The organism is Pseudomonas sp. C9-3 (genome assembly GCF_032392015.1).
In the GTDB taxonomy this organism is placed as follows: domain Bacteria; phylum Pseudomonadota; class Gammaproteobacteria; order Pseudomonadales; family Pseudomonadaceae; genus Pseudomonas; species Pseudomonas nitroreducens.
The window spans coordinates 3,048,956-3,064,656 of record NZ_CP135919.1; the positions used below are offsets into that span (position 1 = coordinate 3,048,956).

At 67.0% G+C, this 15,701-nt stretch carries 13 protein-coding genes; 8 read left to right on the forward strand and 5 right to left on the reverse strand.

Annotation, left to right across the window (positions count from 1 at the left end; all coding sequences use genetic code 11):
• Nucleotides 1-21: 21 nt before the first annotated feature.
• From RS899_RS13605 to RS899_RS13615, 3 genes are all read left to right on the forward strand, one after another.
• The gene (locus RS899_RS13605) at nt 22-1,152 is read left to right on the forward strand and encodes a helix-turn-helix transcriptional regulator (protein ID WP_054907183.1); all 1,131 of its coding nucleotides are present in this window, start codon (nt 22-24) and stop codon (nt 1,150-1,152) included.
• Nucleotides 1,153-1,227: 75 nt separating this feature from the next.
• The gene (locus RS899_RS13610; RefSeq protein WP_156356592.1) at nt 1,228-1,395 is read left to right on the forward strand and encodes a hypothetical protein; all 168 of its coding nucleotides are present in this window, start codon (nt 1,228-1,230) and stop codon (nt 1,393-1,395) included.
• A gap of 229 nt (nt 1,396-1,624) precedes the next feature.
• On the forward strand, nt 1,625-2,614 hold the full coding sequence (locus tag RS899_RS13615) for an AraC family transcriptional regulator (protein WP_054907184.1): 990 nt from the start codon (nt 1,625-1,627) through the stop codon (nt 2,612-2,614).
• Between the two features lie 253 nt (nt 2,615-2,867).
• Here the strand turns inward: RS899_RS13615 and RS899_RS13620 are convergent, their stop codons facing one another.
• The 3 genes from RS899_RS13620 to RS899_RS13630 form a co-directional block, all read right to left on the reverse strand.
• Nucleotides 2,868-4,790 carry a tyrosine-protein phosphatase gene (locus tag RS899_RS13620; RefSeq protein ID WP_315810218.1) on the reverse strand — a complete coding sequence of 641 codons (1,923 nt, stop codon included), beginning with the start codon at nt 4,788-4,790 and terminating at the stop codon, nt 2,868-2,870.
• A 141-nt stretch (nt 4,791-4,931) separates the two neighbouring features.
• On the reverse strand, nt 4,932-5,324 hold the full coding sequence (locus tag RS899_RS13625; RefSeq protein ID WP_054908921.1) for a GFA family protein: 393 nt from the start codon (nt 5,322-5,324) through the stop codon (nt 4,932-4,934).
• A gap of 60 nt (nt 5,325-5,384) precedes the next feature.
• A complete protein-coding gene (locus RS899_RS13630; RefSeq protein ID WP_315810219.1) occupies nt 5,385-6,080 on the reverse strand; it encodes an alpha/beta hydrolase in 696 nt (231 codons plus the stop codon).
• A 201-nt stretch (nt 6,081-6,281) separates the two neighbouring features.
• Between RS899_RS13630 and RS899_RS13635 the strand changes: the two genes are divergently transcribed.
• Together RS899_RS13635 and RS899_RS13640 are read left to right on the forward strand one after the other, a co-directional pair.
• Nucleotides 6,282-7,505 carry an MFS transporter gene (locus RS899_RS13635; protein WP_315810220.1) on the forward strand — a complete coding sequence of 408 codons (1,224 nt, stop codon included), beginning with the start codon at nt 6,282-6,284 and terminating at the stop codon, nt 7,503-7,505.
• Between the two features lie 194 nt (nt 7,506-7,699).
• Entirely contained in the window at nt 7,700-9,970 is a 2,271-nt protein-coding gene (locus RS899_RS13640) for a TonB-dependent receptor (protein WP_233297715.1), read from the forward strand.
• 466 nt (nt 9,971-10,436) lie between these two features.
• Here the strand turns inward: RS899_RS13640 and RS899_RS13645 are convergent, their stop codons facing one another.
• Both RS899_RS13645 and RS899_RS13650 read right to left on the reverse strand, forming a co-directional pair.
• On the reverse strand, nt 10,437-11,813 hold the full coding sequence (locus RS899_RS13645; RefSeq protein WP_054908917.1) for an ATP-binding protein: 1,377 nt from the start codon (nt 11,811-11,813) through the stop codon (nt 10,437-10,439).
• Nucleotides 11,813-12,535: a response regulator gene (locus tag RS899_RS13650; RefSeq protein WP_054908916.1), complete on the reverse strand. Its 723-nt coding sequence runs from the start codon at nt 12,533-12,535 to the stop codon at nt 11,813-11,815. Before RS899_RS13650 ends, RS899_RS13645 begins: the two co-directional genes overlap by 1 nt.
• 189 nt (nt 12,536-12,724) lie before the next feature.
• Here RS899_RS13650 and RS899_RS13655 point away from each other — a divergent pair, with 189 nt between their 5' ends.
• The 3 genes from RS899_RS13655 to RS899_RS13665 are packed head-to-tail and all read left to right on the forward strand — an operon-like array spanning nt 12,725 to nt 15,698.
• Entirely contained in the window at nt 12,725-13,861 is a 1,137-nt protein-coding gene (locus tag RS899_RS13655; RefSeq protein WP_315810221.1) for an ABC transporter substrate-binding protein, read from the forward strand.
• Complete coding sequence (locus tag RS899_RS13660) at nt 13,858-14,922, forward strand: iron ABC transporter permease (RefSeq protein WP_315810222.1); 1,065 nt, start codon at nt 13,858-13,860, stop codon at nt 14,920-14,922. The genes RS899_RS13655 and RS899_RS13660 overlap by 4 nt, the downstream gene beginning before the upstream one ends.
• Nucleotides 14,919-15,698: an ABC transporter ATP-binding protein gene (locus tag RS899_RS13665; protein ID WP_315810223.1), complete on the forward strand. Its 780-nt coding sequence runs from the start codon at nt 14,919-14,921 to the stop codon at nt 15,696-15,698. Before RS899_RS13660 ends, RS899_RS13665 begins: the two co-directional genes overlap by 4 nt.
• Nucleotides 15,699-15,701: the final 3 nt, after the last annotated feature.

Genomic DNA, 15,701 nt, shown 5'->3' on the forward strand with positions numbered 1-15,701 from the left:
ACAATAAGAATGGTTCTACCGATGGCACAGTCGCTCGATCTCGTCCGGTTCAGCGGGATGCTCGGCAATCTCTACCAGGGCCCCCTGGAGAGTACGCCGTGGCAATCCTTCCTCAACGAACTCAACCAGTTCCTCGAAGCCAAGTACGTCACCTTCATCCTGCGACCGCCCAGCGACCAGAGCGAAGGCCTGATGGTCAACACCAACGGCAGCTCGGCCGAGGTCGTGGCCTCGTACAACCAGTACTATTTCAACCTCGACCCCTTCGTCGACCTGCCCAGCGGCCAGGTGGTGATACTCGAGGAGTTCGTCTCCAAGGAGCAGTGGCTGGCCTCGGAGTTCTACCGCAACTTCCTCGAACCGGTCGGGGTGTTCCACATCCTCGGCGCCGATATCCGCACCAGCGACGGCGCGCTGTGCCGCATCCGCGTCAGCCGTGGCGTGGAGTCGCCCGGTTTCACCGAGAACGACAAGGCCCTGCTGGCCTACTTCGTGCCGCACCTGGAGCGCTCGGTGGCGTTGCATACGCAGATCAACCGCATCGAGACCGAGCGCAACCTCTACGCCGGCGCGGTGGACCAGTTCGCCGTCGGCACCATCATCCTCGACGAGGCCGGCAAGATCCTGCAGACCAACCAGGTGGCGGAGAACCTGCTGCGCGAGAAGGACGGCCTGAAGATCAGCGCGGACAGCCTGCAGGTCGGCACCCCGCGCGACTGCCAGGAATTCCGCCGCCTGGTGAAGCAGGCACTGCAATCACAGAAAGGCGCACAACCCTCGGTGGTCGAGGCGATGCGCGTGCAGCGCCCATCCGGCCGCGCGGACCTGGGCATCATCGTGCGCTCGGTGCCACTGAGCGAATGGAACGAGGGCAAGCACTGCCCCTCCGTGGTGATCTTCGTCAGCGACCCGGAACAGGAGTCCCGCGCCCCGCAGGAAATCGTCAAGGCGCTGTTCGACCTGACCCCGGCCGAAGCGCAGCTGGCCATGCTGCTGGCCAACGGCCTGACGCTGGACGAAGCCTCGGAGGAATTGGGCATCAGCCGCAACACCGCGCGCGCCCACCTGCGCTCGACCTTCTCCAAGACCGGGGTGACCCGGCAGACCATGCTGGTGCGCCTGATCCTGCGCAGCGTGGCGACCCTGGGCTAGTCCGAGCGGACGATTTGCCGGGCGACTGCGGCGACTAACGTGGGGCAACCCCAGTTGGTCGACGAGGTCGCCAGCATGTCCAGACTCATTCCGCTGTTCGTGGCGCTGACCATCGGCAGCTGCCTGTTCACCGCCCACCTGATGCTGGAAATCCACGAGCGCTCGCAGCAGATGCGACTGGCGGCCCAGCGCTCGCTGCCGGCGCCCTGCGACCTCGGGAGTTGTTTGCGGGCGGTACCGTAAACCCCGCAGGGCGCATCATCCGGAACGGGTTATCCGCCGGCCAGCAGGACGAATAACGCCGCTGGCGTCATGCGCGCTACGCAGACAACGTCCCTCGGTGGATACGGCGTGGGGGGCAGCGCACCGGCATCACGGATTTGTAACCCGCGACCGCTAACTTGCTCGCCCACATTCCGCACGCCGGCCCCCAGGCCGGAGCGGCTCCCACGGCGCTGCCAGAAGACGGATCATGACGGTAGACACGAGCACTTCCCGCAAGCAGTTCCTGATCCGTTCGGAAAGCATGAGCGCCGACGATTTCGGCGATCTCTACACGCGCCTGTTCGGCAACCTCTATTCGGGCATGCCCCGCCCCGAACGCCCCATCGCCATCGGCGGCGTCTACGGCCGCTACGAGGGCGTGAGCTTCCGCCGCCTGAGCTTTCGCGGCGACCTGCTGACCGAGATGCCGGACCTCGACGACGAGATCACGTTCATCTTTCCCAGCGCCGGGCGCGTGGTCTTCAACCAGTCCGACGAAGCCATCGGTACACCGCGCGTCGGCCTCGCCATCGAGAAGGCCTCGGTGCGTTCGGTGGGCTTCATCGATGGCCACGCACACCACGGCCTGTCGGTGCGCCGCTCGCTGTTCGCGCGCCGGCTGGCAACGCTGCTGGGCCGGCCGATCAGCCACAAGGTGCGCTTCCAGCCACGGGTGGATTTGAGCAACGAGGCCTTCCAGGGCATCAAGGCGATCGTCGCCATGGCCACCGGCAACGAGTTCGACCTGCTGATCAATTCCAGCGCACTGATGCCGGCACGCCTGCAGGAAATGCTGGTGGATTCGGTGCTGGAAATCTGGCCGCACAACTACAGCGACGCGCTCAGGCGCCCTGCCCCGCAGATCGCGCCGCGCCACGTGAAACTGGCCATGGACTACATCCAGGAACATCCGGACGCCCTGGTCAGCGGCAGCGATCTGGCCGAGCTGACCAACGTCAGCCTGCGCGCCCTGCAGGAAGGCTTCCGCCGTTTCGTCGGCAGCTCCATCGTCGCCTACCAGCGCGAGGTGCGCCTGCAACGCGCCTATGACGCGCTGCAGCAGGACGGTTCGCAATCGGTCAGCGAGATTTCCCTGGCCCTGGGCTTCAGCAACGTCGGGCGCTTCTGCCAGTACTTCCAGAGCGCCTACGGCATGAGCCCGGCGGACCTGCGCAGGAACCTGTCGACGCCTGCCTAGGGAAGCCACCGCACCCTGCTCTCAACGCTCGCCGGCACGGCTCCAGCCAGCTCGGTTCGCGAGCAAGCTCGCTCCTACAGGGTTTCGAGCTCTTCGTAAGAGCGAGCTTGCTCGCGAACATCGCCACCAACACGGCAATGTAGATCCGCCGCCCTGGCGGATAACGCCGTGGGCGTTATGCGCCCTACGTGTTGGAAAGCAAAACGGCCCGCCGCGTTGGACGCGACGGGCCGCTTGCCTAGGCCGCCACCGATCAGAACTGGTAGCTGGCCTTCAGGCTGCCACTGGCACCGTGGCTGCCGCTGCCGCCCAGCGCGCCGACTTCGGCGCCGACGCTGAACTCGCCCTGGCTGGCAGTGAGGCTGAACGCACCGCTGAACTGGTCGCGGTTGTCGAAGGCGGCGCGCTGGGAGACGTCGAAACCCAGCAGCTGGCCATCGCTGTCGACCTTGTAGTCGCCCAGCGCATGGTCGTAGCCGACCTCCAGGCCCGGCACCATCTGCCAGCCACTGCCCAGGGCCACCGGGGCGAATGAGGCCTTGAGGTTGGCGTAGGCGCTGCGGCGGTTCTCGCTGGTATCGTCGACGTCCAGCGCCAGCTCGCTGCCCTTTTCCTGGAAGCCGTCGAGGTCCAAGTGGCTGTAGCGCAGGCCGATGCTTGGCTCCAGGGTCACGGTGGACACCGCCGTGCGGTAGCCCAGCGCAACGCTGGCGCCGCTCAGGTTGCCGCTGGTGTCGCCCTTGGCTTTGCCCAGGCCGCCACCGATATCGCGCTTGCTGTCGTAGTCGAGCCAGCCATAGCTGAGGTCCGCGTCGACGAACAGGCCCTGTTCCAGGCCATCGAGGGCGAAGCGCGCACCGCCACGGACGAAGGTCAGGTCGGTGTCGACATCGCCGCCGGCACCCCCGACGCTGCCCTTGCTGTAGCCGAAGCCCGCATTGCCGCTGAGCTGCTCGGAAAAGCGCTGGGTGACGCCGACCATCAGGCCCTGGGTGTGTTCGTTGCTGCTTTCGGCGTTGGAGGTCGCGGAGTTGCCCTGGTAGCCGGCCAGCGCCGTGGTCCACAGGCGGGTCTGCCCGGTCTTCAGGTCGACGCCGCTGGCGTAGGGCGCGGCAGCGCGGTCGATCAGCGCATCCTGGCGCAGCAGGTAACTGGCTGCGTCGGCGTGCACCTGGCCGCCGACGGTGGACTCGACACCACCGAGCGTGCCGGCATCGATGGCCGACTGCAGGTAGTAGTTGTATGCGGTGTAGGCGCCGGAGAGGCCGCTGTTCTGCAGCTGGGTCAGCAGCTGCGCGCCCGCGGCGGCGTTGCCCGAGAGGCCGAGAGTGCCCGGCAGGCTGTTGTAGTAGACCATCTTGCCGCGCAGCACGTAGATGGTTTCCTGGGACAGGCCGAGGCCCTCCTTGAGGTAGTTGTCCATGCTGCCGTACTGGGCGGTGACTTCGTCCAGGCCCGCCTGCAGGTAGCTGGCCTGCACGCCGATCAGCGGCTCATAGATAGCCGCCATGCTGGCCGGCATCATCGCCAGGGTCGCCTTGATGCGGGCGGCGGTGTAGTCGTTGGTGGCCAGGTAGTTTTCCATGATGGTCTGGCTGTCCACCCCGGCGATGCTCAGCAGCACGGCGGCGGTCCAGCCAGTGCGGTCCTTGCCGGCGGTGCAGTGGAACAGCGCGGCGCCATCGGCACCGGCCAGTTCGTTGAAGAGCACTGTGAACTGGCTGCGCATGCCGGCGTCGCTGACGAAGGCGCGGTTGGTTTCCTCCATCATGGCCACGGCCTGGGCCGCGCTGGTGAAGGAGACATTGGTGATGTTGGCGCCCGAGGTGGTGCTGCCGATGATGTCGATGTTCTGGTAAACCGCCCCGGCCGGCAGGGTGTCCGGCGTGGCAGCCGCCTCGACGGGCGTGCGCAGGTCGTAGACGTTGCTGATGCCCAGGCTGTTCAGTACTGCCAGGTCGGTACCCTTGGGAGTCAACGCGTTGGAGCGATAGAACACGCCAGAGCGCATCACCCCGTCGTTGGCAGTGGTGTAGGCAGTGGTGGTACCGGCGATGTCGCGGAAGTTGTCGATGCCGGTCAGCCGTGGGGTGTCCAGTGTGTAGGTCTCGGCCGCGTTGGCGCAGGCGATGGACAGACTGAGCAGGGACAGGGAAAGCAGAGCGCGATGAAACACGATGTAGCCTCTTTGAGCTTTGTTGGCGGGGCTACTATCGGCAGGGTTTTCGACCGCGAATATGACAATCCTGCAGCAAAGGGAAATGCCGGCGCGATCTGTCCGCGGGTTGCGTTTTCTGTCCGTGATCGACGCTTTTCTCTAATCCTCGCGCCGCTCGGACGACTCACGGTCGCGCTCGTAACGATGGCGCAGGGGGAATGCCGGGAGCCAGGCCTCGCGGCGGCAGGTCCACAGCTCATAGGTGGGCTGGAAGCGGTCCGGCTCATCCAGCGCGCCGAGGCTCACCTCCACTTCGTCGCCGCTGCGGCCGAACACCGAGGAGCCGCAGCGCGGGCAGAAGCAACGTCCCTGATACTCCTGCGTGTCGCCTTCGATACGAACGGCGCTCTCGGGGAAGATTGCCGATGAGTGAAACAGCGCGCCATGGTGCTTGCGGCAGTCCAGGCAATGGCAGATGCCAACCCGGTAAGGCCGGCCGAAGGCTTCGATGCGCACGCTGCCGCACAGGCAGCCGCCGGTGATCTTGTCCATGCTGCAGCTCCTCTGGAGACAGGGTTGACCCTGTCACCCTAGCAGCCCGGACTGCGCCGTTCAGGCCTCCAGACCAACGCACTCCAGCAGCGACGCGTGCCATTGCGGGTTGTCCAGCAGCACCGGCAACAACCCGCTGTGCCCGGCCCCCGGCACCACCAGCAGCTCGCGCCGACTGGCGCGGGTAGCGGCGGCGTGCAGGCGCTCGGGGATTTCCAGGGGGATCACGCTGTCCTGCTCGCCGGCGATCACCAGCAGGCGGCCACGGAAGCGCCCGAGGATGTCCCAGGCGTCGCTGTCCACCCAGCTGCGCGGTCGACGGATGATCGCCGAGAAGTCCGGCCCGAACGGCACCTCGTGTGCTTCGGGGGTGTAGATGCCGGGGACGATGAGGATCAGCGCCTGCACGTCCAGCTCCTCGCTCAGGCGCAGGGCGTTGTAGGCGCCCATGCTGATGCCGGCCAGCGCCGTGGGACGTACCCCGGCGCTGGCCATGACCGAGCGAACCTGGTGGCTGCGACGTTGCAGGGAGGATTCGGCGAAGACCCCGCCGGTCTGGCCGTGGCCGACGCAGTCCAGCGCCGTCGAACCTACGCCGCGTTGCCACAACGACTGACGCAGGCCATCCCACACCGAACGGTTGCTGGCACCGCCACCGTGAATGCCGAACAGGTGCAGCGGCGAGTCGCCGCTCAGCGTATCGGCGTGGAGTTCGCGCCCCTGGAAGGGCACACGCAAAGGGACGGGTGACGACATGCAGCAGACCTGACGGAATGGACCTCGGGAAGGGCTGCGAGCATAGCCGATCCTGCGCACGACGGGCCGATTTGGCCGTTTCGCGATATTCGTCGTCCGGATCGCGTGAGACAGCTGCCAGCCGCGCGCCTAGCATAGGCCACCCAATTCGAAGAACCCGGCGCCCTGCCCTGGCGCCCTACCTTGCTGCCCCGGAGTCCCATGTCTACCACCGCTTCCCCCCTGGCCACGCCGACCGTGGCCAGCCAGGCCAGCCCACTGGTGATGCGCGTGATCGGCGCCTGCGCCCTCGCCCACCTGACCAACGACCTGATCCAGGCCGTGCTGCCGTCGATCTATCCGGTGCTCAAGGCCAACTATGGCCTGAGCTTCACCCAGGTCGGCCTGATCACCCTGACCTTCCAGCTGACCGCCTCGCTGCTGCAGCCCTGGGTCGGCTACCACACCGACCGCCACCCCAAACCCTGGCTGGCGCCGCTGGGCAGCATCTGCACGCTGATCGGCATCCTCATGCTGGCCTTCGTCGGCAGCTTCCACGCCATCCTGCTGGCGTCGGCGCTGGTGGGCATCGGTTCCTCGACCTTCCACCCGGAAACCTCGCGCATCGCGCGGCTGGCCTCCGGCGGGCGCTACGGGCTGGCGCAGTCCACCTTCCAGGTCGGCGGCAATGCCGGCAGCGCCTTCGGTCCCTTGTTGGCGGCGGCCATCATCATCCCGTACGGTCAGGGCCACGTGGCCTACTTCGGCCTGTTCGCGGTGTTCCTCGTCGGCGTGCTCTGGGGCCTGAGCCGCTGGTACCGCAACCACCTCAGCCTGTTCAAGCTCAAGGCCGGCGGCGTGGCCACCCATGGCCTGTCCAAGGGCCGCGTAACCGCCTCGCTGGTGGTGCTGGCACTGCTGGTGTTCTCCAAGTACTTCTACATGGCCAGCTTCACCAGCTACTACACCTTCTACCTGATCGAGAAGTTCGACCTCTCGGTGGCCAGCTCGCAGCTCTACCTGTTCGGCTTCCTCGGCGCGGTGGCCGCCGGTACCTTCTTCGGCGGCCCGGTGGGCGACCGAATCGGCCGCAAGGCGGTGATCTGGTTCTCCATCCTCGGCGTTGCGCCCTTCACCCTGGCGCTGCCCTACGTCGACCTGTTCTGGACCAGCGTGCTGAGCCTGGTGATCGGCTTCATCCTCGCCTCGGCCTTCTCCGCCATCGTGGTCTACGCCCAGGAACTGGTACCGGGCAACGTCGGCATGATCGCCGGGGTGTTCTTCGGCCTGATGTTCGGCTTCGGCGGCATCGGCGCGGCGTTCCTCGGTCACCTGGCCGACATCCACGGCATCGAGTACGTCTACACGCTGTGCTCGTTCCTGCCGCTGATGGGCTGCATCACCATCCTGCTACCGTCGACAAAACCGGCCGCGAAGAAGGCCTGACCAACCGCTGCCGCCGGCCCCGGGCCGGCGGCAGACCCTTCGCCCGGCCGTTCGTGCCCGGGCAAATGTAATGGATTGTTGTAAAGCGCCCGGCGCTTCGGCGGCGATACATTTACGCTGCCTGGGCACCGGGCCATCACTGTTAGCCTTTCCGCAATGCAAATAACTCGCATTTGCCGGAGAGCTTTCCGTCCATGTCGCCCCGCTTGAACCTCACTCCCGTTACCCGTTCCGACGCACCTCTCACCCTCGCCCCCATCGTCGGCCTCGCCACCTTCATGGCGATCCCGCTGAGTGCCTGGGCAGATCAGCCGCCCACTGCCGATGACCAGGACGCCCTGGCCCTGCCCGACAGCACCGTGCAGGCCACCCAGGAGTCGCCCTACAAGGTCGACCACGCCAGCTCGGCGAAATACAGCGAACCGCTGCGCGATACCCCGCAGAGCGTGACCGTGCTCTCCGAGACGCTGCTCAAGGAACAGAACGCCCAGAGCCTGAAGGACGCCCTGCGCAACGTGCCGGGCATCACCTTCAACTCCGGCGAAGGCGGCGGTGGTGTGGGCGACAGCCTGACCATCCGTGGCTTCAATGCCGACGGCAACATCTACCGCGACGGCGTGCGCGACCCGGCCAAGTACTCGCGTGACGACTTCTTCAACACCGAGGGCGTGGAGGTCTTCAAGGGCTCCAGCACTGCGGCCTGGGGCGTCGGCGCCGTCGGCGGCGCAGTCAACCTGGTGACCAAGACCCCGCAGCTGGATGACTTCAACCTGCTCAGCGGCGGCGTCGGCACGGCCAACTTCAAGCGCGGCACGCTGGACGTGAACCACCGCATCGACGGCCTCGGCGAAGGTGCGGCGTTCCGTGTCAACGTGATGGGCGCCAACACCGGCACCGATGGCCGCGACTGGGTCGGCGACGAGCGCTACGGTTTCGCCCCGTCCCTGGCGCTGGGCCTGGGCACCGACACCCGTGTCACCCTGGCCTACGAATACCTGCATGACAACGCCACGCCCGACTACGGCATCCCCACGGTCAATGGCAGCAACGGCAGCTCGCCACACCGCGCCGGGGGCGCCAGCTGGAGCAGCTACTGGGGCTGGCGCAACCTCGACTACGAGAACAACGAATCGCACCGCGTGAACCTGAAGTTCGCCCATGACTTCAACGATGCCCTGAGCCTGGACAGCCGCTTCACCTGGTTCCACCTGGACCATGATTTCTTCGTCACCACCCCTGGTGGCGACCCGAACGCCGGCGCGCCGGGCATCCAGGCCGGCAAGGGCATCTACCGGCGCAACATCAACACGCCGCTGCGCGAGCAGACCAACGACACCTACAGCAACCAGACCAACCTGACCTGGCGCGTCGACACCTTCGGCATCGGCCACACCCTGGTCGGCGGCGTCGACCTGAGCAAGCAGACGCTGGATTCGAAGACCGGCGCCCTGAGCGCCGCCAGCCGCACCGCCATGGGCAACTTGCCGGTGACCAGCAACGACTGGTCGAAGTACCCCTATGCGCTGGATACCTACACCTCGGCCAAGCAGTCCGTGGAACAGATCGACAAGGCCTTCTACCTGCTCGACACCCTGAAGTTCGACGAGCACTGGCAGTTGCACCTGGCCGCGCGCCAGGACCACTTCAATACCCGCGTGCTGGACAGCGAAACCCGCGCCAGCCAGAGTGCGGCCTGGGTCGACAAGGGCAGCTCCTCGCAGAACGAGAAGCTCACCAGCGTGCACACCGCGCTCACCTACAAGCCGGTGGAGAACGGCAGCCTCTACGTCAGCTACGCCAACGCCAAGCAGCCTTCCGGCGTGCTCGCGGTGGCGCAGACCGGCAGCATCGCCTCGACCAAGGGCGACCGCGGCAAGACCTATGAAGTGGGCAGCAAATGGGAACTGCTCGACGGCCAGCTGGCGCTCAATGGCGATGTGTTCGAGACCAAGCGCCAGCTGACCTACATCGATGACGAGGAGCTTTCCGCCTACACCGGCGGCGAGGAGCGGGTGCGCGGCATCGAACTGTCGGCCAGCGGCAACATCACCCGAAACTGGTCGGTGTACGCCGCCTACGTGCACCAGAACAGCAAGCTGATCAAGCCCTACAACGGCTCAGACAAGGGCGTGCAACTGGCCAACACTCCGCAGAATGCCTTGAGCCTGTGGAGCACCTGGCTACTGCCGGACGACCTGGCGCTGAGCTACGGCGTGCGCTACGTGGACGATGTGAAGATCTATCCGGGCCTGGGCTCCACCCTGACCCGCGCCGGCCAGACCACCGTGCCCGGCTACGTGGTGCATGACGCCATGCTCAGCTGGCAGGCGACCCAGGACGTGCAGCTGCGCCTGAACGTCAACAACCTGTTCGACAAGCACTACTGGAGCCAATACAACGGCCGCGGCTACGGCGTGCCGGGCGCAAGCCGCGGCGCGGTGCTGAGTGCGGATTACTCGTTCTAACCAACCGGCCGCTCCGATCGGCTCTTCGTAGGAGCGAGCTTGCTCGCAAACCGGCACGGCATGCTGTCATGCGGTTCGCGAGCAAGCTCGCTCCTACAGGCGCCATATGATTCCGAGCGGTGACGCGATACGTTCAACCGCGAACCTGTCCACCGACAGGACTCCCTCCCCGGAAACCCGGCGGACAGGTTCGCGACCCAATCCCCGCTGCAATATTTCCCTTTTGCGATGTTTCCCTTGTAGGAGCGAGCTTGCTCGCGAACCGGCACGGCACGGTGCCAAGTGGTTCGCGAGCAAGCTCGCTCCTACAGGCGCTGCATGATTCCGAGCGGTGACGCGGTACGTTCAACCGCGAACCTGTCCACCCACAGGACTCCCTCCCCGGAAACCCGGCGGACAGGTTCGCGCCCCAATCCCCGCTGCAATATTTCCCTTTGCGATGTTTCCCTTGCAGAGACCCTATCGCTCAGGCGCCGCGGTCGAACAGCAGCGTCGCTTCCAGCCCACCGCCCTCGCGGTTGAGCAATTGCAGCCGGCCATGGTGCGCCGCCGCGATGGTCTGGGCGATGCTCAAGCCCAGTCCGTAGCCGCCCGTGGAGCGATTGCGCGACGGCTCCAGCCGGTAGAAGGGTTCGGTTACCCGCGCCAATTGCTCCGGGGGAATTCCCGGCCCGCGATCCAGCACGCGGATACGCAGCGCCTGCGCACTGTCCTCGACCTGCACCTCGGCGCCACCGGCATAGCGCACGGCGTTTTCCAGCAGATTCAACAAGGCCCGTTGCAGGCTCAGCGGATACCCCGGAAGCGGTTGCAGCGCACGCCCGGCAACCGAAACCGTCGCGCCCTGCTCCTCGAAATCCGCCTGCAGGCTCTGCAGCAGCGCATTCACATCGAGGTTCTGCCGCGCCTCGTCGAGGTCGCTGCCGCTGATGAAATCCAGGGTCGCGGTGACCATGCCTTCCATGTCGTCGAGGTCCTTGCGCAGCTTCTGCCGCGCAGTGTCGTCGTCGAGCATCTCGGTGCGCAGGCGCAGGCGGGTGATGGGCGAACGCAGGTCATGAGACACGGCGGCGAGGAAGCGCATGCGCTCGCCGAGGTTATGGATCAGCCGCTGCTGCATGGCATTGAAGGCGCGGGCGGCCCGGCGCACTTCCAGCGGGCCTTCTTCGGCCAGCGGTGGGCGCTGGATGTCCTTGCCCAGGGCTTCGGCGGCGCGGGCCAGCTTGTCCAGCGGGCCGATGGCCAGGCGCACCGCCAGCAACGCCAGCAGCACGACGACGAGGATGCGCAGCAGGTACAGGCGCAGCAGGTAATCCAGCGCCACATCGAGGGTCGACTGGCTGCTCCAGCCCTGCCCTTCGACCATCGAGATGCGCAGCCAGCGGCCTTCGCCCAGTGGCGCCGCCAGCAACAGATGCGCCTTCGTTCCATTGCCGGTGAACAATCCGCTCAGCCCACTGCGCTCGCCGGCACCATCGCGCAACTCCACGCTCAACAAGCGCAAGCCCTGGGCATCGCCGCCCTGGTCATGCACGGCACGGCGCAACAGGCGTTCGGCCGCCGGGTCGGAGGAGCCGTCCGGGTCCTCCGGCGCATCAACCAGGCGTGCTTCGAATCCCGGCCGGTCGAGTGCACTCAGCGCCTGCGGAAAATCCGCCGGCTGGCGCTGGTGCAGGTGCTGCAGGTCGGTCAGCCGCGCCGCCGCCAGGCGCAGCGGAATCTCCAGCGCCTGGGTGTGGCGCACGTCGTACCAGATGCTGCCGGTGAGCACCTGGGCGGCGATCATCCCACCCACCAGGATCACCACCAGCCGCCCGAACAGCGTGCGCGGCCACAGGCGCATCAGGCGCTGACCACGTCTTCGGCGGTGAGCATGTAGCCCTGGTTGCGTACCGTGCGGATCAGCTTCGGCGCCTTCGGATCGTCTTCCAGGTGCTGGCGCAGGCGGCTGACGCAGACGTCGATGGCGCGGTCGAACGGCAGGCGCTCCTTGTCGAACACCTGGCGCAGCAGGAAGTCACGGCCCAGCGGGCGATTGGGATGCTGCAGCAGCAGGCGCAACAGGCGGAAGTCGGAGCCGGCCAGGGCGATGCTCAGCCCGGCGGGCGAGCGCAGATGGCGGGCGCGGGTATCCAGCTCCCAGCCAGCGAAGCGCAGGGTCGCCGCCTCATCCACCTGGGCGCGCTGCGGGAAGCTCTGTACCCGGCGCAGCACCACCTTGATCCGCGCCAGCAATTCGCGCGGGTCGAAGGGCTTGGGCAGGTAGTCGTCGGCGCCCATCTCCAGGCCGATGATGCGGTCGATCAGCGTGCCCCGCGCGGTGAGCATGATCACCGGCACGTCGCTGCGTGCGCGCAGGTCGCGGCACAGGGTCAGGCCGTCCTCGCCGGGCAGCATCAGGTCGAGCACCACCAGGTCCACCGGCTGTACCTCCAGCTGGCGCTGCATCTCGCGGCCATCGGCGGCGACGGACACCTGGTAGCCCATGCCCTTGAGGTAGTCGGCCAGCAGCTGGCGGATCTCGGGGTCGTCGTCGACGACGAGGATGTGGTCTGGCCTGGACATCGGAAAACTCGCGGCGAGGCGCTATCGATACGGGCTGGCGACACGGGTTGCACGGCGCAAATGTAATGGATTGTTGTGGCGCGGGATTTCACGCCGATCCGATACATTGCCGCCCGGCTCGCCCGCGGCGGCAGCGGTAGAGTGGATTGCAAATGCGATTAATTCTACTTCATGCCCAGGTCGTTCCGCATGCCCTTCCTGTCGTCCCGCTCCCGTCTGCTCCGCTCCCTCGCCACTCTCGCCCTGCTCTGCCTGGGCTGGCTCGGCCTCGCCGTGCCCGCCGAAGCGCTGACCGTCACCGACGTGCTGGGGCGCAAGGTCGAAGTCAGTGGCAATGCCCAGCGCGTCGTGCTGGGTGAAGGCCGCCTGTTCTTCGCCCTCGCCCTGCTCGACCGCGACAACCCCTTCCAGCGCGTGGTCGGCTGGCAGAACGACGTGCGCCTGCTCGACCCGCACACCTTCGACGTCTACGCCCAGCGCTTCCCCCAGGTGAAGCAGATCCCGCTGATCGGCCAGGCCTCTGAGCAGAGCGTCAGCGCCGAGCAGATCCTCGCGCTGAAGCCGGACCTCGCCGTGTTCAGCATCGCCGGCGAAGGCCCGACACAGCACAGCCCGATCGCCGATATCCTCGCCGCCGCCGGCGTCCCGGTGGTATTCGTCGACTTCCGCGTGCACCCCATCGAGGGCGTGCGCACCAGCCTTACCGCGCTGGGCGCAGCGCTCGGTCGCCAGGCCGAGGCTGACCAGTACCTGAAGTTCTACGATGCCCACCTCAAGCACATCCGCGATGGCGTGGCCGGGCTGGATGAGGCGCACAAACCGACGGTGTTCCTCGAACTGCTGGCCGGCGTCTGGCAGGCACCGGGGCACACCACCGGCAAGAGCGGCCTGGGCAGCGTGATCGACGCCGTTGGTGGTCGCAACATCGCCGCCGGCGTGGTACCCGGCGCGCTGGGCGACATCAGCGTGGAATACGCACTGTCGGCGAAACCGGACCTGTACATCGCCACCGGCAACCGCCAGCCGGGACTGATCCTCGGCGCCGGTGTCAGCCAGCAACAGGCCCGCGAAAGCCTGGGCAAGGTCCTGCAACGCCCCGAGTTCGCCAGCCTGGACGCCATCCGCAACGGCAAGGCCCACGGCCTCTGGCACGACTTCTACAACTCGCCGTTCAACATCCTCGCCATCGAGGCCATGGCGCGCTGGGTTCATCCCGAACGCTTCGCCGGCCTCGACCCGGCGCAGACCCAGGCGCAGATCAACCAGGACTTCCTGCGCATCGGCCTGGACGGCACCTACTGGGTCGATGCCGGCAAGCCTGAATGAACGTCGCCGTGGACACTATCGACCTGCAGCTGGCACGCCGTGAGCGCCAGCTGCAACTGCGCCGCCGGGGAGCGGTGCTGGTCGTCCTGCTCGCCCTGCTGCTGGGCTCCATGGCCTGGGACCTGCTCAGCGGGCCGTCCGGGTTGACGCCTTCCGCCCTGCTCCACGGCCTGCTTCACCCGGCTGATCTGGAGCCGAGCCAGCGGGTGATCATCTGGAACGTGCGCCTGCCCTACGCGGTGATGGCGCTGCTGGTGGGCGGCGCGCTGGCACTGGCCGGCGCGGAGATGCAGACCATCCTCGACAACCCACTGGCCAGCCCCTTCACCCTCGGTGTGTCGTCCTCCGCCGCGCTGGGCGCCTCGCTGGCGATCTTCTTCCACCTGGGCAACGCCTGGCTGTCGGCCAACACGGCCGTCTCACTGGCCGCCTTCGTTTTCGCCTGCCTGTCGCTGGTCGTGCTGCAAGGGCTCTCGCGCCTGCGTGGCGGCGGCGTGGAAAGCCTGGTGCTGTTCGGCATCGCCCTGGTATTCAGCTGCAATGCGGCGGTCGCCCTGCTGCAGATGATGGCCAGCGAAGACGTGCTGCAACAGCTGGTGTTCTGGACACTTGGCAGCCTCGCCCGTGCTGGCTGGCACAAGGCCGGCGCGCTGGCCCTGGTGCTTGCCCTGTGCCTGCCCTTCTCCCAGGCCGCCGCGTCAAAGCTCACCGTGCTGCGCATGGGCGAGGACCGCGCCCGCAGCCTGGGCGTGGACGTGCGCCGCCTGCGCCGTTTCGCCCTGCTGCGCATCTGCCTGCTGTCGGCCTGCGCGGTGGCTTTCGTTGGCACCATCGGTTTCATCGGCCTGGTCGGCCCGCACATCGCACGGCTGCTGATCGGCGAGGACCAGCGTTTCTACCTGCCGGCCAGCGCGCTGGTTGGTGCACTGCTGCTGTCGCTGTCGTCGGTGGCGAGCAAGCTGCTGATGCCGGGGCTGATCGTGCCGGTGGGCATCGTCACCGCACTGGTCGGGGTACCGGTATTCGTCGTGCTGGTCTGCCGCGGAGGACGCCACGCATGAGCCTGCTCGCCCGGAACCTGACGGTCGCCTACCGCCGCCATGCGGTGGTCCACGAGGTGACCTTGCCGGAACTTAAACGCGGCACCCTCACCGCCCTGATCGGCCCCAACGGTGCGGGCAAGTCGACCCTGCTGCGCGGTCTCGCGGGCCTGGAGCGAGTACGCGGTGAGCTGAGTCTCGACGGCCAATCCCTGACATCGCTGTCGGTCGGCGAACGCAGCCGGCGAATCGCCTACATGCCGCAGCACCTGCCCGGCGGCATCGCCCTGAGCGTACTCGATGCGCTGCTGGCGAGCCTGCGGGTCAACCCCTTCGACACCGAACAGCGCCGCGCCGACCCGCTGGCCGCTGCCCTCGAAGCGTTGCGCCGGGTCGGCATCCTGCACCTGCGCGACCAGCGCCTGGACCGCCTCTCCGGCGGCCAGCGGCAGATGGTCAGCCTGGCCCAACTGCTGGCGCAACGCCCGCAGGTATTGCTGCTGGACGAACCCACCAGCGCGCTGGACCTGAACTACCAGCTGCGGGTCATGCAATGCGTGCAGGAGGAAGTGCGCCGCCACGGCCTGATCGCCATCGCCGTGCTGCACGACATCGGCCTCGCCGCTCGCTACGCCGACCAACTGGCGGTGCTGCACCAGGGCCGGCTGGTCGCCGCCGGCGGCGCAGAAAGCATCCTCACTCCGCAACTGTTCGGAGACGTCTACGGCGTACAGGCACGAGTCGAGCGCTGTTCACGCCAGACGCTGCAGATCATCATCGACGAAGTGGCCTGCTGAGCC